General features: G+C 65.5%; 13 protein-coding genes. 4 read left to right on the top strand and 9 right to left on the bottom strand.

The window, feature by feature from the left end; genetic code table 11:
* Positions 1–28: 28 nt before the first annotated feature.
* The 7 genes from iolB to AB3X99_RS18830 form a co-directional block, all read right to left on the bottom strand.
* Positions 29–832 carry a 5-deoxy-glucuronate isomerase gene (gene iolB / locus AB3X99_RS18860; RefSeq protein ID WP_368617759.1) on the bottom strand — a complete coding sequence of 268 codons (804 nt, stop codon included), beginning with the start codon at positions 830–832 and terminating at the stop codon, positions 29–31.
* A complete protein-coding gene (iolE, locus tag AB3X99_RS18855) occupies positions 829–1,743 on the bottom strand; it encodes a myo-inosose-2 dehydratase (protein ID WP_368617758.1) in 915 nt (304 codons plus the stop codon). The genes iolB and iolE overlap by 4 nt, the downstream gene beginning before the upstream one ends.
* Before the next feature lie 33 nt (positions 1,744–1,776).
* On the bottom strand, positions 1,777–3,750 hold the full coding sequence (gene iolD, locus AB3X99_RS18850; protein WP_368617756.1) for a 3D-(3,5/4)-trihydroxycyclohexane-1,2-dione acylhydrolase (decyclizing): 1,974 nt from the start codon (positions 3,748–3,750) through the stop codon (positions 1,777–1,779).
* Positions 3,747–5,762, bottom strand: coding sequence for a 5-dehydro-2-deoxygluconokinase (gene iolC, locus AB3X99_RS18845; RefSeq protein ID WP_368617755.1), 2,016 nt, complete (start codon positions 5,760–5,762; stop codon positions 3,747–3,749). Before iolC ends, iolD begins: the two co-directional genes overlap by 4 nt.
* Positions 5,763–5,799: 37 nt before the next feature.
* A complete protein-coding gene (locus AB3X99_RS18840; protein WP_069268674.1) occupies positions 5,800–6,609 on the bottom strand; it encodes an ATP-binding cassette domain-containing protein in 810 nt (269 codons plus the stop codon).
* A 13-nt stretch (positions 6,610–6,622) separates the two neighbouring features.
* A complete protein-coding gene (locus AB3X99_RS18835; RefSeq protein WP_342945963.1) occupies positions 6,623–7,786 on the bottom strand; it encodes an ABC transporter permease in 1,164 nt (387 codons plus the stop codon).
* A 237-nt stretch (positions 7,787–8,023) separates the two neighbouring features.
* Positions 8,024–9,085: a sugar ABC transporter substrate-binding protein gene (locus tag AB3X99_RS18830; RefSeq protein ID WP_069268672.1), complete on the bottom strand. Its 1,062-nt coding sequence runs from the start codon at positions 9,083–9,085 to the stop codon at positions 8,024–8,026.
* Positions 9,086–9,360: 275 nt separating this feature from the next.
* Between AB3X99_RS18830 and AB3X99_RS18825 the strand changes: the two genes are divergently transcribed.
* The 4 genes from AB3X99_RS18825 to AB3X99_RS18810 all read left to right on the top strand — a co-directional run bounded on the left by AB3X99_RS18825 (position 9,361) and on the right by AB3X99_RS18810 (position 12,699).
* Positions 9,361–10,251, top strand: coding sequence for a MurR/RpiR family transcriptional regulator (locus AB3X99_RS18825; protein ID WP_069268671.1), 891 nt, complete (start codon positions 9,361–9,363; stop codon positions 10,249–10,251).
* On the top strand, positions 10,244–11,266 hold the full coding sequence (gene iolG, locus AB3X99_RS18820; protein ID WP_368617754.1) for an inositol 2-dehydrogenase: 1,023 nt from the start codon (positions 10,244–10,246) through the stop codon (positions 11,264–11,266). Before AB3X99_RS18825 ends, iolG begins: the two co-directional genes overlap by 8 nt.
* Positions 11,267–11,297: 31 nt before the next feature.
* Positions 11,298–12,353 carry a Gfo/Idh/MocA family oxidoreductase gene (locus tag AB3X99_RS18815; RefSeq protein ID WP_368617753.1) on the top strand — a complete coding sequence of 352 codons (1,056 nt, stop codon included), beginning with the start codon at positions 11,298–11,300 and terminating at the stop codon, positions 12,351–12,353.
* Positions 12,354–12,471: 118 nt separating this feature from the next.
* Entirely contained in the window at positions 12,472–12,699 is a 228-nt protein-coding gene (locus AB3X99_RS18810; RefSeq protein WP_028208042.1) for a sulfurtransferase TusA family protein, read from the top strand.
* A gap of 82 nt (positions 12,700–12,781) precedes the next feature.
* On the opposite strand, the gene galU is transcribed toward AB3X99_RS18810, so the two are convergent.
* Positions 12,782–13,663, bottom strand: coding sequence for a UTP--glucose-1-phosphate uridylyltransferase GalU (gene galU, locus AB3X99_RS18805; protein ID WP_368617752.1), 882 nt, complete (start codon positions 13,661–13,663; stop codon positions 12,782–12,784).
* Positions 13,664–13,741: 78 nt separating this feature from the next.
* Positions 13,742–16,609: a valine--tRNA ligase gene (locus AB3X99_RS18800; RefSeq protein WP_368617751.1), complete on the bottom strand. Its 2,868-nt coding sequence runs from the start codon at positions 16,607–16,609 to the stop codon at positions 13,742–13,744.
* Positions 16,610–16,735: the final 126 nt, after the last annotated feature.

The following is a 16,735-nucleotide window of genomic DNA, read 5'->3' as shown; positions in this document are numbered from 1 at the left end:
TCGACACGCGGCGTTTTTTATGGACGCGTCACTTCGCGTCGCGCTCGATGATCCACGCGTGCGCCGGGTCGTTGTGGAAGTGCCATTCGCGCGTGGGGCCCGCCATCACATTCAGGTAGTACGAGTCGTAGCCATACGGGACGACGACCGGGTGATAGCCGCGCGGCACCATCACGATGTCGTGATTTTCCACGGCCATCGTTTCGTCCAGATCGCGCGCGTCGGTGTACACGCGCTGGAACGCGAAACCCTGCTGCGGATTGAGCCGGTGATAGTAGGTTTCTTCGAGCGCGCTCTCGTGCGGCAAGCGGTCGGCGTCGTGCTTGTGCGGCGGGTAGCTCGACGAATGGCCCGAGGGCGTGCGCACCTCGACCACGAGCAGCGATTCAGCGGGCGCGTCTTGCGGCAGGATATCGCAGACGTAGCGCGTATTCGCTCCCTTGCCGCGCGTGGAGCGCTTCATCTGCGCGGGCTCGATGAGGCGAGCGGGCAGCGTGCCTTTGGCGGGCGCGCTCGCCACGCCCACTTCGGCATTGCGCTTGGCGCGCACCGTCGCTTTCACGCCGGGCGGCACATAAAGGGCATACGGCGCGGCGTCTTCGAAGACGCTGTCGCGCGAGCCGAGGCTCGACCAGCGCTCGCCGCCCGCCTCGATATCCACCGAGCCCGAGAGCACGACGATGCAGCTCTCGCGATCGGGCTCACTGACATAGACGAGTTCATCCACTTCGAGCCGGTATGCGGCGAAGCCGACATAGCGCCAGCCCGCGGTGTCGGGCGTGACGCGCGCGATCGTCTGACCTTCGCGCGCGGCCTTGACCAGCAGAGTCATGCTGCCTCCTTCGATTGGGTGTCCGTCGCATCGACGAGCGTGCGCAGCGTACGGTAACCCTTTTGCGCATATTCGTACGACGGTGCGATTACGGGGTCCTGCTCGGCTTCGACGACGAGCCAGCCGCGATAGCCGTGACGCTTCAGGCGCGCGATGATCGCGGGAAAATCGATCGCGCCGTCGCCCGGTACGGTGAACGCGCCTGCGAGCACGGCGTCGAGAAAGCTCCAGTTGCGGTTGCGTGCGAGTTTCATGACTGCCGGGCGCACGTCCTTGCAGTGCACATGACATACGCGTGCAATGTGCTTGTCGAGTTCGGCGACGGGGTCGCCGCCTGCAAACGTCATATGGCCTGCGTCGAACAGCAGGCCCACGGCGTCGCTCGTGCGCGCCATGAGCTTGTCGACGTCGGCGGGCGTTTCGACATAAGCGCCCATGTGATGGTGGTACGCGAGCCGCACGCCGCGCGAGAGCGTATGGCGCGCGAAGGCGTCCACGCGCGCGGCGTATTCGTCCCACTGCTTGTCGCTGAAAAAGCGCGGGCGCTGGTAGAGCGGACGCGGCGCGCCCTGGATCGAATCGGCGACCTCGCCGTAGACCATCACGGTCGCGCCGTTCTGTGCGAGCAGGTCCAGATGCTTCTCGACCGCGGCGATCTCTTCTTCCACGCTGCGTCGCGCGAGCATGCCCGAATACCAGCCGGAGACGAGCGATAGATCGTGTTGCGCGAGGAGCGACCTGAGCGCCTGCGGCTCGCGCGGAAACTTGTTGCCTAGCTCGAAGCCCTCGTAACCGATCTCGCGGCCCTCGGTCAGCGCCTGCGATAGCGGCGTCTCGCCGCCGAGCGAGGGCAGGTCGTCGTTCATCCACGACAGCGGGTTGATGCCGATGCGTACTTCAAATGCGCTCATGTGCGCTCCTCGATGTCTGTGTCGTCAGAGCCGTTATGCGTTGCCGGATTCGTCGTCGCTGGCGTGCGCGCGTCCGCTGCGCTGCGCGACCTGCTCTTCATAGCGCTCGCGCGCCTCGCGCACGGTGGCGCGCGTGGACACCTCGGGCACGGCGACCTCCCACCACCAGCCGCCTTCCTCCGTCGTGCGCGCGGGGTCGGTGTCGATGGAGACCACGTAAGTGCGCGACGAAGCGCGCGCGCGTTGCATCGCCGCTTCGAGTTCCGCGACGTTCGCCACGTGCTCGGCCTGCGCGCCGAGCGAGCGCGCATGCGAGGCGAAATCGATGCGAGGGGCGCCGAGCGGCCCTTGCGCGCAATCGTTGAACAGGTTGTTGAACGGCGCGCCGCCGCAAGCCTGCTGCAACCGGTTGATGCAGCCGTAGCCGCGGTTGTCGAGCACGACGATGATGAGCTTCGCGCCCAGCATGACCGAGGTGGCGATCTCGCTGTTCATCATCAGATAGCTGCCGTCGCCCACCATGACGATGACCTCGCGATCGGGCCGCGCAAGCTTCGCGCCCAGGCCGCCCGCGATCTCGTAGCCCATGCACGAGTAGCCGTATTCGACGTGATAGGCGCCGGGCTGGCCCGCGCGCCAGAGCTTGTGCAGCTCGGCGGGCAGCGTGCCGGCCGCGCAGACGACGATGTCTTCGGTGTACGAACGGCTCGACGAGCGCTGCACGGCGCCGATCACATCGGCGTCGTACGGCAGGCGGTTGCGTTCCTGCGGCGCGTGCGTGAGGCGCTCGATGCTCGCGCGCCAGTCGCCCGCGAGGCGCTGGGCGCGGGCGGTCCAGTTCGCGTCGGCGCGCCAGTTGATCAGTTCGTCGTTGAGCGCAGCGAGCGCCTGGCGCGCGTCGGCCTGCACGGCGAGGCCGTCGTGCTTGAGCGCGTCGAAGCCGTTGGCGTTCACGCCGATCACATGCGCGTTCGCAAAGAGCGAGTTCGAGCCGGTCGTGAAGTCCTGCAAACGCGTGCCCACGGCGAGCACGCAGTCGGCGTCGCGCGCCAGTTCGTTGGCGGCGGGCGAGCCTGTCACACCGAGCGCGCCGACGTTGAGCGGATCGTCCCACGCGAGCGAGCCTTTGCCCGCCTGCGTTTCGGCCACGGGTATGCCGCGCGAGGCCGCAAGCGTCTGCAAGGCCTGCGAGGCGCGCGAATAGAGCACGCCGCCGCCCGCGACGATGAGCGGGCGCTTCGCGCGATGCAACTGCATAAGCGCCGCATCGATCTCGGTCTGAATAGGCGCTGGGGCGTGGAATGTCACGAGGCGCGGCGTGAAGAAGCTCGCCGGATAGTCCCATGCCATGGCCTGCACGTCCTGCGGCAGCGCGAGCGTGACGGGGCCGCAGAGCGCGGCGTCGGTGAGCACGCGCAGCGCGCGCGGCAGCGCCGTGAGCAACTGCGCGGGATGCACGATGCGGTCGAAGTAGCGCGAGACGGGGCGCAGCGCGTCGTTAGCGGAGAGGCCGCCGTCATGCAGATCCTCGATCTGCTGCAGCACCGGATCGGGTTCGCGCGATACGAAAATGTCACCGGGCAACAGCAGCACCGGCAAGCGGTTCACGTGCGCAAGCGCGGCCGCCGTGACGAGATTCGTCGCGCCGGGGCCAATCGAGGTCGTCACCGCCATCATGCGGCGGCGAAAGTGCGCCTTGGCATAGGCGATCGCGCTGTGCGCCATGGCCTGCTCGTTGTGCGCGCGCAGCGTGGGCAGTTCGTGCCGATACTGATAAAGCGCTTCCCCGATGCCGGCCACGTTGCCGTGACCGAAGATCGCGAACACGCCGCCGAATAGCGGCTCCGTGCGGCCTGAGCCGTCCTCGCTCGCCACGCGCTGCGCAGCGAGATAGCGCACGAGCGCCTGCGCCGTCGTAAGCCGCACGGTGCTCGTGTGCGCCGCGGGTACTGCGTTCTGCGCGCTTTCCTGCGCGGCGTAGTCGCCAGGAGCAATGCGTTGATTCATGCCGCCTTCTCCTCATGATTGTCGTGCGCCCCTCGAGCGTCGGTGCGCGCGGCGCGCCACGCGCCGATCAGCGTTTCGAAGGCGCGGCGCGCGCGGGCGATCACCTCGTCGTCGCCGATTTCGCCTGCGAGCCAGGCGAGGCTCGGTTCATAGAAGATCGAGCGGCCCACTGTGAAGCCCCGGCAGGTATTTGAGACGGCCGCCGCGCGAAAGCCCTCCACGAGCTGGTCGATCGGCGCGGAGAGTCCGAGCAGCACGACGCCGCGGCAATACGGGTCGCGCTCGGCGATCAGCGCGTCGATCTCGCGCCATTGCGCGGCGCCCGTCGGTTCGAGCTTCCACCACTCCGGATAGAGGCCGATGTTGTAGAGCCGCTTGAGCGCGCGATAGACCGTATCGGGCGCGTTCGGCTCGCCGTTAAGCTTCGGTGGGATCACTTCGAGCAGCAGTTCGTGGCCGCTCGCCTGGGTGGCGTCGTAGAGCGCGCGCAGTTGCGCTTCCTGTTCGAGACGCTGTTCGATGGGCTCGTCGGGGTGGAACTGCACGAGACACTTCACCGTGTGATCAATGGGCCAGGACGCGAGCGTCGTGCCGATCGAGCGGCCATGGTCGAACACGAGCGGCACGGAGCCCGGCAGCTCGACCGGACGGCCGATCCACCAGCCGCGGCCGGTCGCGGCGTTGAGCGCATCCTGGCCGTAGCGGTCATCGATCAGGACACCGATGCGTCCCTGCAAGCCGAGCGTGCGTTCGGTCTGCGCGACCGCTTCGACGAAGAGATTCTTCAGATACGAAATGCGCGCTTCGCTTGCGCCGGTCTGCTGCGCGAGATCGAAGAACTGGTTGCGATGATCGAACGCGAAGCCGAGCACTTCGTCGTGCCGCTTCCGCGCGGGTGTCACGCGATGCAGGCGCGCGAGCGTCGCGTCACGGTCGGGGCGGCGCATGCGTACGGGGTCGGCGGCCGCTTCGCGCAGGAAGTAGTCGAGTTCCACGGGCGTCGGCATGGCGGGCGCGCAGCCGTGCCGCGAGACGACGAGGGCGCCGCACGCGTTGGCCGAGCGCGCGCAGTCTTCGAGCGAGGCGTCGCGCAGCCAGCCCGAAAGAAAGCCGGAGGCGAAAGCGTCACCCGCCCCGAGCACGTTGAGTACTTCGACTTCCACGCCGCGCTGCATGGGCAAATCGTCCATCGAGACGGGCACCGCACCTTCCACGATCTGGCAGCCGAGCGGCCCCCGTTTGACGAGCAGCGTCGCTTCCGTGACTTCGCGCACGCGCTTGAGCGCATCGACGAGCGATTCCTTGCCGCCTGCAATGCGGAACTCTTCCTCGGTGCCGATCACGAGATTGAAATGCGGCAGGATGCGCTGCAAATGCGCGCTCACCCCTTCGCTCGCGACGAAGCGCGTCTCGCCGTCCGCCTTGCCGGTTAGGCCCCAGAGCACGGGACGGTAGTCGATGTCGAGCACGGTGCGCACGTTGTTGCGGCGCGCGTAGTCGAGTGCGGTGAGGCTCGTGCGATTCACCTGTTCGGTCGAGAAGTGCGTGCCGGTAATGAGCAGCGCTTTCGAGGAGGCGATGAAGGCTTCGTCGAAGTCGCCCGCATCGACGGCCATGTCGGCACAGTTCTCGCGGTAGAAAATCAGCGGGAATGTGTCGCGGTCTTTCAGGCCCAGCAGCACGAGCGCCGTGAGGCGTTCATGGTCCACGCGCACGTGGCTCGTGTCGCAGCCTTCCTTCGTGAGCGTTTCGACGAGGAAGCGCCCCATATGGTCGTCGCCCACGCGCGTGAGCATGGCCGACTTCAGGCCCAGACGCGCGCAGCCGAAGGCGATGTTCGCCGAGGAGCCGCCCAGATACTTCGCGAAGGTGGAGACGTCTTCGAGCCGCGCGCCCACCTGTTGAGCGTAGAGATCGACGCCCAGGCGTCCGAGGCAGACGATGTCGCGGCTGCGGCCGGCGGCGAAACGGCCTGGGGTGGAACGGGGCGGGGTTGAATGAGTCAGGGCCATGTGTATTCCTGTTGGGAGCTGTGCCGTGCGCTCGTGCTCAGATGGTCGCGCCGTCGAGTTCGGCGATCATCTTCTGCATCTCCGCACCGCCCGCCATCATGTCGAGCACTTCGTTCTTGCTGATCGTGTCCTTCGTGTAGGTCCCGAGCGAGCGACCGCGATTGAGCAGCGTGAACGAGTCGCCGATGGGGTAGGCGTGGTGCACGTTGTGGGTGATGAAGATCACCGAAATGCCCTTTGCGCGTGCGGCGTGAATCAGCTTGAGCACGTTGAAGCTCTGTTTCACGCCGAGCGCGGCGGTCGGCTCGTCGAGAATCAGCACGCGTGCGCCGAAGTGAATGGCGCGTGCGATCGCGAGACACTGCTTCTCGCCGCCCGACATCGTGCCGATGGCCTGATGCGGGTCGCGCACGTTGATGCCCATTCCGGCGAGGCGGTCCTTCGCGATCGCGGCGCTCGAATCGAGATCCATCACGTTGATGAAGCCGAACAGCTTCTTTTGCGGCTCGCGGCCCATGAAGAAGTTGCGCGCGACCGAGAGCAGCGGCACGAGCGCGAGATCCTGGTAGACGGTGGCGATGCCGAGATCGAGCGCGTCTTTCGGCGAATCGAACATTACGGGTTTGCCGTCCACGAAGTACTGGCCAGAGGTCGGCTGGTGCACGCCGGCGAGTGTCTTGATGAGCGTGGACTTGCCCGCGCCGTTGTCGCCGAGCAGGCAGTGCACCTCGCCGCGTTTCAAGCGCAATGTGACGCCGTTCAGTGCGATGACCTTGCCGAAGTACTTGCTGACATTCTCGAGCGCGAGAATCGTGTCGCCGTCTGCGGTGTTTTGAGTGTCGGACATTTGAGCCTCCGGCTTACGATTGCGCGACGCGGCGGCGCACATAGTGATTGAAGAGCACGGCAATGAGCAGCATCACGCCGAGGAACACGCGGAACCAGTCCGAATCGATGTTCGTGTAAGTGATGCCGATCTGCACGACGCCGAAGATGAGTGCGCCGAATGCTGCGCCGATCACCGAGCCGTAGCCGCCCGTGAGCAGCGTGCCGCCGATCACCGCGGCGATGATCGCTTCGAATTCTTTCTGCAGCCCGCGGTCGGCAGCGGCCGAACCGATGTCGCACACCTGCAGCACGGCGAACAGGCACGAGCAGAACGCGGTGAGCATGAAGAGCGAAATCTTCACGCGCTTCACGGGCACGCCCACGTTCTTCGCGGCGTTGGCGTCGCCGCCCACGGCGAGAATCCAGTTGCCGTAGCGCGTCTTGGCGAGCACGAATGCGCCGATCGCCACGAGCGCGAACCACCAGAGAATCACCTTGGGCACGCCGGGCACAAGCGGCTGACCGTTTTCGAGCATCCTGCCGATGCCGATATGCGCAAGCGCGACGAAGAGGCCCTTGAACGCCGTGCCATGAAAAAGCAGGTTGGTCACGAAGTCGGCTTTGGCCACGTCGCCCACGCCCGAGACGATCGTGCGGTCCGCGAACATGATCGAGAGCGCAAGCGTCAGGCCGCGCAGGATGAAGAGGAACGCGAGCGTGACGATGAACGAAGGCAGCCGCGTGCGCATTACGAGGTAGCCGTTGAGCGCGCCGAGCGCGGTGCAGCCCACGAACGCGAACAGAATGGAAAGCGCGATGGGCCAGTGGAAGTACATCGTGGGGATCGCCACCATCATGCCGGCGAAGCCGATCATCGAGCCGATGGAGAGGTCGAACTCGCCGGCGATCATCAGCAGGCACGCGCCGACGCTCAGGATGCCGAGGTAGGCGGCGACCTGGGACCAGTTCATCACGCCGTCGAGATCGAACATGCCCGAGCCGCCCGCGCCGATCGCGAAGACGGCGAAGACCAGCACGGTGCCGGAAATCGCGGCGAATTCGGGGCGGCCGAGCAGATGGCCGAACCACGATTCGCGGCGCACGCGTTCGTCGCTGGCGCCTGGCTGCGGCGCGGGCGCGTCTTGCGCGCCGTCTTCCTGAGCGTGCGAGGGGAAGTGTTTGCCGGCTACACCCATGATGTCTCCTGTATCGACCAGAGTTGGTGCTTTAGCGCCTTACGCTGGTCTCGTGCAAGGCGATCGGCCGTGGCGGGCGCATTCGCGTCTGCGTTGGCTCAAATACCCGAGCGCATTCCCCACAAGCGACTGCCTTGCAGTAGAAGCAACCCGGTGAATGGCGCGCGGCGAGGCTGGCGAGAGGCGATGGGCATCGGAAGATGCTAGCCACCGCCGCGCGTGGCTGACAAAAAATGCTTAGCGATACTGACCTGCGTACTTCACGACCTTGTCGAGATTCTCCTTGGTGATGAAGCCCGGACCCGAGCGGATGTTCTTCGGACCGTACGAGGGCTGCAGGCCATAGGTTTCGAGGCGCTGCTTGAACTTCGGATTCGCTTCGAGGATCTGGCGGATCTTCTGCGGGTCCGTGGTGTGCTCCTTCTTCACGATCGCGAGAACGGCCACGGGGATGTAGCCCTGCAGGTACGGCTGCTGGTCGATCGCGAACTGGATGGTGCCTGCGCGGATCGCCTTGGCAATGTCATCCGAGAAGTCGAACGTGCAGAAGTAGATCTTGCCCGCGAGGCCCATCTGGTCGATCGCCTTGAGCGTGGCGGCCGCCGGCACCGGGCCGAGCGTGAGGATCGCGCCCGTGTTCGGATGGTTGCGCAAATACGCGCTCACCTTCGACTGGATTTCCGTCGGGTCCTGGCCGGAGTCGATTGTCGAGCTCTTGTAGTCCACGCCGAGCGCATCGGCAAATCCGCGGCAGCGTTCGAACGACACGGCGTTGGTCGCGAAGTGATTCACGCACAGGAACGACTTCACGCCCGCGGCCTTGGCCTTTTCGCCGGCTGCGTGGCCCGCCACGTATTCGGGCTGACCCACGTGCATGATCGCGCCGAGCTTCTCGCTCTGTTCCTCGGTGCCCGAGTTGATCGTCACGAGCGGAATCTTCTTTTGCGTGACCTTGCCGATCGAGCTCTTGAGCACGTCGTAGTCGGCGATGGTCACGATCACGCCGTCGTAGTTACGCGCGGCGGCCTGTTCGATCAGGCGCGACATGTCGGCGATGTCGCCGTTGGGTGGATTGCGGTAGTCGGTCTCGACGTTCCAGTCTTCGTCGGCCTGCTTGATGGCGTTCTTGATCGTGTTCCACCACGAGTCGGAATCGGGCGCGTGGCTGATCAGCACGAAATGGCCGTCGGCGGCTTGCGCCGTTTGCGCGCTGAGCACGCTCGCACCTGTGACGCCCGCTGCCAGCGCGAGCACTGCGGCCAACCTCCGGAGCATGGTCTTGCCCTTGCGTTGAGTCATTGTCTCCACCTTTCTCGGTCTGTCGTTCGTTCTTGGGGTGAATGCCGCAGCCGCGCTTTTGACATGCCGCTTGTTACCTGCACCAGCTGCCGCGCTCATCGACAAGAGTAGGACATCGCCTCGCGACTTGCAACGAAAATTTCATTGCAAATAAAAATGGAAAATCTGTTCCATTCGTGTGACGCGCTGCCTATAATCGGCTCCGTCGGCATGCCGTGGAATCGAAGCCTGGTAAGGCTTTGCGGCAGTGCGGCAACCAGCCGAGGAAAACAATCATGGCGGATGACACAACCGACGCCGTAGCAGGCGTAGACGAATTGATGCAGCGCATCGCCCACGATTACGAGGCGCTGCCGCGTCAGCTGAAAAGCATCGCGACCTACATCGAGCAGCACCGCGCGAGCGTGATGATGGACCGTACGAGCGACATTGCCGCGAGCTGCGGCGTGCATCCTTCGGCGGTGGTGCGCTTTGCGCAGCGCTTCGGCTTCTCGGGCTTCTCCGACCTCCAGGCCGTGTTCCGTCAGGCCTATGCGGGGCAAGGCGCCTCGGCCACGAGCTATCAGCAGCGCATTCGCCAACTGATCGACGCCAAGGAAGGCGAAGCGAGCCCGGACATGGGCGGCGCCGTGGCACGCGAGTTCATCGGCGCGTGCCGCAGCGGGCTCGACGAACTCGAAGCCGGCCTGGACGGCGCGCAGTTCGACGAAGCCGTGAAGATGCTCGAGCAGGCGGACAACATCTACGTGATCGGCGTGCGCCGCTCGTTTCCAGTGGCGAGCTACATCGTCTATGCCTTGCAGCACACGCGCAAGCGCGTGCACCTCGTCTCGGGGCTCGGCGGCATGTACCACGAACAGATTCGCGGCGTGAAGAAGGGCGACGTGGTGATCGCCATCAGCTTCGCGCCCTACGGCAAAGAAACGCAGTACTGCCTGCGGGTGGCGCAGCAGCACCACGCCAGGACGCTCGTCATCACCGACAGCCAGCTTTCGCCGCTCGCGCGCCACGCGAACGCGCAGCTCTATGTGAAGGAAGGGAGCGCGTTCGCGTTCCGCTCGCTCACCAGCACCTTCTGCCTGTGCCAGGCGCTCTTCATTGCGCTTGCGTACCGGCTCGAACTCAACGTGGAAGAATCGACCGACACCGGAGGATACGATGACTAGTGCAGCAAGCGGCGCAGCGACAACGCTGGATGTGGCGGTATTCGGCGCGGGGCGCATTGGCCGCATTCATGCGGGCAATCTCGCGCGCCAGCCGGGCGTGCGTCTGAAGTACGTGATCGATGTCAATCGCGAAGCCGCCGCCGCGCTCGCCGCACAGCACGGCGCGCAGGTCGTGGATGTGGACGCCGCGTTCGGCGACGCTTCGATCGGCGCCACGGTAATTTGCTCGAGCACCGATACGCACTCCGAACTGATCCTCAAGTCGGCGGCAGCGGGCAAGCATATCTTCTGCGAAAAGCCCGTCGACCTGACCATCGAGCGCGCACGCGCCTGCGCAGAAGCGGTGCAGCGCGCGGGCGTCGTGGCCATGATCGGCTTCCAGCGCCGCTACGATCCCACGTTCGCCGCGCTCAAGACGCGCGTCGATGCAGGCGAGATCGGCACGCCGGAAATGCTGATCGTCACGAGCCGCGATCCGGGCGCGCCGCCGGTCGAGTACATCAAGCACTCGGGCGGCATCTTCAAGGACATGCTGATCCACGACTTCGACATCTTCCGCTGGATCCTCGACGACGAGGCGGTGAGCGTGCATGCCACGGGCAGCTGCCTGTCCGACCCGGCGATTGCCGACGCGGGCGACATCGATTCGACGGCGGTGACGATCCGCACGAAGCGCGGGCGTCTTTGCCAGATCAACACGGCGCGGCGCGCGGCCTATGGTTACGACCAGCGCTTCGAGGTGCTCGGCAGCGAGGGCATGCTGCAGGCGGGCAACATGAAGCCGACCGAGGTGGTCGCGTGGTCGAAGACCGCTGTCGCGCAGGACGTGCCCGAGGCGTTCTTCCTCGAACGCTATCGCGCGGCCTATGCGCGCGAAATGGCGCACTTTCACGAAGCCGTGACGCAGGGCGTGCCGGTGCGCACCTCGGTCGCCGACGGCCTGAAAGCGCTGGAGTTGGCCGAAGCTGCCTCGCTGTCGTGGCGCGAGGGCCGTGTCGTGACGCTGGGCGATTGAAGCGAGCGCAGATCAAGCGAGGAGAGCAAGGATGCAGGCAATCGATCGTGCCCAGCCGTTGCGCGTGGGCGTGGCGGGACTTGGGCGGTTGGGGCGGCGGCACGCGCAGAACCTGGCGTATCGCGTGCCGGGTGCAACGCTCGCGGCCGCGTGCAGTCCGCTGGAAGCGGATCTCGCGTGGGCGCGCGAGGCGCTGCCCGCCGCGCGGCTGTATGGCGAGTACGCCGATTTGCTGGCCGATCAAGCGGTCGATGCGGTGTGGCTCGTCACGCCTTCGGCATTGCACGCCGAGCAGATCGTGCAGGCGCTCGAAGCGGGCAAGCACGTGTTCTGCGAGAAGCCGCTCTCGCTCGACGTGGCCGAATGCGAGCGGGTGGTGAACGTGTCGCGTCGTCATGCCGACCGGCAGGTGACCATCGGCTTCATGCGCCGCTTCGATCCAAGTTATCAGGATGCCTACGCAAGCGTGCAGGCGGGGGCGATCGGCAAGCCTTTTCTGGTGCGCTCGCAGACCTGCGATCTGAACGATCCCGAAGGCTTTTTCGTGCGCTTCGCGCCGACTTCGGGCGGCATTTTCCTCGACTGCACGGTCCACGACATCGACGTTGCGCGCTGGCTGCTCGGCAAGCCGCGCGCCACACGCGTGTACGCCGCAGGCGCAATCGCGCTGCACGAAGGGCTGCGCGAATCGGGCGACGTGGACAACGGCGTGGCGATCTGCGAGTTCGAGGGCGGCCGACTCGCGATGTTTTACGCCTCGCGCACGATGGCGCACGGCAACGACACGTCGAGCGAGGTGATCGGCACGGCGGGCGCGCTCGCGATCGGCCGCATCCCGCGCGCGAATCGCGTCGATGTCTACGATTCGACCGGCGTGCGCAGCGTTTGCACGCCCACGTTCTTCGACCGTTTCGAAGAGGCGTTCCTGAACGAAGCGCAGGCGTTCGTCGCCGAAGTGGCGGCACGCAAGGCGGGGCGGACGCAGGCGGGGAGCCTTGGCGCGACGCTCGAAGACGCGCTGGAAGCCACCCGCATCGGCCAGGCGCTGCGCGAATCGCTGCATACGGGGGCGGCGGTCACCCTGTGAGCCGTGCCGTGATCGGGACGCAAGCGGCGGCTGGCGTGGCTGCGGTAAAATCGACGCTATTGCCAGCGCCGTCTCACGCCGTGACGGTGCGCCACCGAAGGATCCAACCCCGATGCAGATTCAGGTTCACAAGGAAGTGGATGCACGCGGGCTGAACTGCCCGCTGCCGATCCTGCGCGCCAAGAAGGCGCTCGCCGACATGGAAAGCGGCCAGATCCTCAAGGTTCTCGCGACCGATCCCGGCTCGCAGCGCGATTTCGCCGCCTTCGCCAAGCAAACCGGCAACGAGATCGTGGAAAGCTCGCAGCAGGACAAGACGTTCGTGTTCCTGATGCGCCGGCGCTAGGCGCATCGGTAGATAAAAAAATGGCCCGCATGAGAATGCGGGCCATTTTCATTTGCCTGAGCGGGAGTCTCAGCGGGGGCCCCTAGCCTTCCAGCACCGGCTTGCGCGTACGCAGATACTCGTCGAAATCCGCGCCGACTTCCGGGTGGCGCAGCGCGAACTCCACCGTCGCCTTCAGGTAGCCGAGCTTGCTGCCGCAGTCGAAGCGCGTGCCGTGGTACTTGTAGGCGAGCACCTGCTCGTCGGCGAGCAGCGACTGGATCGCGTCGGTGAGCTGCAGCTCGCCGCCCGCGCCCGGCTTGATCGACTTCAGATGCTCGAAAATGCGCGGTTTGAGCACGTAGCGGCCGACCACGCCGAGGTTCGACGGTGCGACTTCCGGCGCCGGCTTCTCGACGATGCCCGAGAGCTTGACGATCGAGTCTTCCCACTCCTTGCCGTCGACGATGCCGTACGAGCGCGTTTCCGAGGCCGGAATCTCTTCCACGCCGAGCACCGAGCTATGGTAGTGGTCGAACACCTCGACCATCTGCTGCATGACGGGCGGCGTGCCGTAGAGCAAGTCGTCCGCGAGAATCACGGCGAACGGGTTGTCGCCCACGAGCTTTTCCGCGCACAGCACGGCGTGGCCAAGGCCGAGCGCCTCGGGCTGACGCACGTAGAAGCAGTCGACGTTGTTCGGCTTGATGTTGCGCACCAGTTCGAGCAGCTTGGCTTTGCCGCGCGCTTCGAGTTCGGCCTCGATCTCGTACGACTTGTCGAAATGGTCCTCGATCGCGCGCTTGCTGCGCCCGGTCACGAAGATCATTTCAGTGATGCCCGCAGCCACGGCTTCTTCGACCGCGTACTGGATGAGCGGCTTGTCGACCACGGGCAGCATTTCCTTCGGGCTGGCTTTCGTGGCCGGAAGGAAGCGCGTGCCGAGGCCCGCTACCGGGAATACCGCTTTTGTCACTTTCAGCATGTCTTTGTCCCTGTCCTGGTGCTCGTGTGACGCCGCGGGTGCGGCGCGACGCGTTACAGCCTTTGGCCGATATGGCGCTCAGGCCGGCAACCGCGTGAGTTGCGCGGTCAGCTTGTCCAGCGTTGCCTGGTATTCTGCCAGTCTTTTCTGCTCCTGCTCAACGACTGCGGGCGGTGCTTTCGCTACAAAACTCTCGTTTCCGAGCTTGGCCGTGCACTTCGTTACCTCGTTGCCGAGGCGGGCGATTTCCTTCGACAGGCGTTCGCGTTCGGCGGCGACGTCGATCTCCACCTTCAGCACGAGTTTGTCCGTCCCTACGATAGCAACTGGCGCGCCTGCCGAGGCCGCGTCGAGCGTTGCTTCGTCGGCGATGATCTGGACCTCCGAAAGCTTTGCAAGCGCCTGCGCATAGGGCGCGAACGTCGCGAGCCGCTCGGCGTTGCCCGTGGCGAGCAGCGGCACCTTCGTGGCGGGCGAGAGGCCCATTTCGCCACGCAGATTGCGGCACGCGTCGATCACGGCCTTCAGGTCGGCGGCCCACTGTTCCGCGGCTTCGTCGATCTTCTTTGCTTCTGCCACCGGGTAACGCTGCACCATGATCGATGCTGCGCCTTCGGCGGCACCCTCGGGGTACGCGTCGGTGAGCGGCGCCACCTTCTGCCACAGCGCTTCGGTGATGAACGGAATCACCGGGTGCGCGAGGCGCAGCACCGTTTCCAGCACGCGCAGCAGCGTGCGGCGCGTGGCGCGCTGCTGCTCGGGCGTACCCGTCTGGATCTGCACCTTGGCCAGTTCCAGGTACCAGTCACAGTATTCGTCCCAGACGAACTTGTATATGGCGTTGGCCACGTTGTCGAAGCGATAGTCCGCGAAGCCCTTCGCGACTTCGGCTTCCACGCGTTGCAGGAGCGAGACGATCCAGCGATCGGCTTGCGAGAAGTCCGTGTAGCCGCCGGGGCCGCAATCGCCCGGCTGGCATGCGCCCGGCTTGCTGAAACCGCAATCGTGGCCTTCGCAGTTCATCAGCACGAAGCGCGTGGCGTTCCAGAGCTTGTTGCAGAAGTTGCGATAGCCTTCGCAGCGCGCGAGGTCGAAGTTCACGTTGCGGCCGAGCGTGGCCATGGAAGCCATCGTGAAGCGCAGCGCGTCGGTGCCGAACGCGGGAATGCCCTCCGGGAACTCCTTGCGCGTCTTCTTTTCGATGGTCGCGGCCTGCTTGGGATTCATGAGGCCGGTGGTGCGCTTGGCGACCAGCGCTTCGAGGTCGATGCCATCGACGATATCGATCGGGTCGAGCGTGTTGCCCTTGCTCTTCGACATCTTCTGGCCTTCGGCGTCGCGCACGAGGCCGTGCACGTACACCGTGTCGAACGGCACCTTGCCGGTGAAGTGCGTGGTCATCATGACCATGCGCGCCACCCAGAAGAAGATGATGTCGAAGCCCGTGACCAGCACGGAAGAGGGCAGGAAGGCCTTCAGTTCGGGCGTATCCGCAGGCCAGCCGAGCGACGAGAACGGCACGAGCGCCGACGAGAACCACGTGTCGAGCACGTCTTCGTCGCGCTTCAGTGCGCCCGTGTAGCCCTTGGCTTCGGCCTGCGCGCGCGCCTCTTCCTCGCTCTTCGCGACGAAGATCTCGCCGTTCTCGCCGTACCACGCCGGGATCTGGTGGCCCCACCAGAGCTGGCGCGAAATGCACCAGTCCTGGATGTTCTCGAGCCACTGGTAGTAGGTCGTGGTCCAGTTTTCCGGCACGAACTTGATCTGGCCGCTGCGCACCACGTCGAGCGAAGTTTCGGTGATCGACTTGCCGGGATTGAAGGTGCCCTCGGGCGCGGGCTTCGTCATCGCGACGAACCATTGGTCCGTGAGCATCGGCTCGATCACCACGCCCGTGCGGTCGCCGCGCGGCACCATCAGCTTGTGCGGCTGCACCGAATCGAGCAGGCCGAGCGCCTCGAAGTCGGCCACGACCTGCTTGCGCGCCTCGAAACGGTCGAGGCCGCGGTATTTGGCGGGCGCGTTGTCGTTGACCTTCGCGTCGAGCGTGAGAATCTCGATCATCGGCAGACCGTGGCGCAGGCCCACCTGGTAGTCGTTGAAGTCGTGCGCGGGCGTGACCTTCACGACGCCCGTGCCGAACTCGCGGTCCACGTATTCGTCGGCGATGATGGGGATCTCGCGATCGGCCAGCGGCAGCGTCACGGTCTTGCCGATCAGGTGCGCGTAGCGCTCGTCTTCCGGATGGACCATCACGGCCGTGTCGCCGAGCATGGTTTCCGGGCGCGTGGTCGCAACCGTGAGGTGGCCCGAACCGTCCGTGAGCGGATAGCGCAGGTGCCACAGGTTGCCGTTTTCCTCTTCGCTCACGACTTCGAGGTCCGAAACGGCGGTGCCCAGCACCGGGTCCCAGTTCACGAGGCGCTTGCCGCGGTAGATCAGGCCCTGTTCATAGAGGCGCACGAACACGTCGCGCACGGCGGTCGACATCTTGTCGTCCATCGTGAAGTACTCGCGCGACCAGTCGATCGACGCCCCCAGGCGCCGCACCTGGCCCGTGATGGTCGAACCCGACTGCTGCTTCCATTCCCACACGCGCTCGACGAACTTCTCGCGGCCCAGGTCGTGGCGCGAAATCTTCTGCGCGTCGAGCTGGCGCTCGACCACGATCTGCGTGGCGATGCCCGCGTGGTCCGTACCCGGCACCCACAGCGTGTTGTCGCCGAGCATGCGGTGGTAGCGCGTGAGGCCGTCCATGATCGTCTGGTTGAACGCGTGCCCCATGTGCAGCGTGCCGGTGACGTTGGGCGGCGGCAACTGGATCGAGAAATTGTTGCGGCCGGGCTCGAAGGTCGCGGCGGCGTAGCCTCGACGCTCCCATTCGGGGCCCCATTGGGCCTCGATCGTCTGGGGCTCGAAGCTTTTCGCTAGCGTGCTGTCGCTCATGGGTGGAATCTGCCGAAAAAAGGATGCGGAAACCTTCGATTATAAGGGGAAGTCCTGCCGGAGCCGACGCGCCAGCCGGGCTGGGGCACTGGGCGGACCATGGTGCGGGCCGTCGTGCGGGCGTTC

Source organism: Paraburkholderia sp. BR10882, from assembly GCF_040948855.1.
GTDB classification, from domain to species: domain Bacteria; phylum Pseudomonadota; class Gammaproteobacteria; order Burkholderiales; family Burkholderiaceae; genus Paraburkholderia; species Paraburkholderia nodosa_A.
This window is presented reverse-complemented; position numbering and strand designations above follow the sequence as displayed.

Coding starts and splice junctions, on each gene's coding strand:
- galU (WP_368617752.1), bottom strand. CDS start 13,663: ATGCTGAAAGTGACAAAAGCGGTATTCCCGGTAGCGGGCCTCGGCACG.
- AB3X99_RS18800 (WP_368617751.1), bottom strand. CDS start 16,609: ATGAGCGACAGCACGCTAGCGAAAAGCTTCGAGCCCCAGACGATCGAG.
- AB3X99_RS18835 (WP_342945963.1), bottom strand. CDS start 7,786: ATGGGTGTAGCCGGCAAACACTTCCCCTCGCACGCTCAGGAAGACGGC.
- iolG (WP_368617754.1), top strand. CDS start 10,244: ATGACTAGTGCAGCAAGCGGCGCAGCGACAACGCTGGATGTGGCGGTA.
- AB3X99_RS18815 (WP_368617753.1), top strand. CDS start 11,298: ATGCAGGCAATCGATCGTGCCCAGCCGTTGCGCGTGGGCGTGGCGGGA.
- iolE (WP_368617758.1), bottom strand. CDS start 1,743: ATGAGCGCATTTGAAGTACGCATCGGCATCAACCCGCTGTCGTGGATG.
- AB3X99_RS18830 (WP_069268672.1), bottom strand. CDS start 9,085: ATGACTCAACGCAAGGGCAAGACCATGCTCCGGAGGTTGGCCGCAGTG.
- AB3X99_RS18840 (WP_069268674.1), bottom strand. CDS start 6,609: ATGTCCGACACTCAAAACACCGCAGACGGCGACACGATTCTCGCGCTC.
- iolD (WP_368617756.1), bottom strand. CDS start 3,750: ATGAATCAACGCATTGCTCCTGGCGACTACGCCGCGCAGGAAAGCGCG.
- AB3X99_RS18825 (WP_069268671.1), top strand. CDS start 9,361: ATGGCGGATGACACAACCGACGCCGTAGCAGGCGTAGACGAATTGATG.
- iolB (WP_368617759.1), bottom strand. CDS start 832: ATGACTCTGCTGGTCAAGGCCGCGCGCGAAGGTCAGACGATCGCGCGC.
- iolC (WP_368617755.1), bottom strand. CDS start 5,762: ATGGCCCTGACTCATTCAACCCCGCCCCGTTCCACCCCAGGCCGTTTC.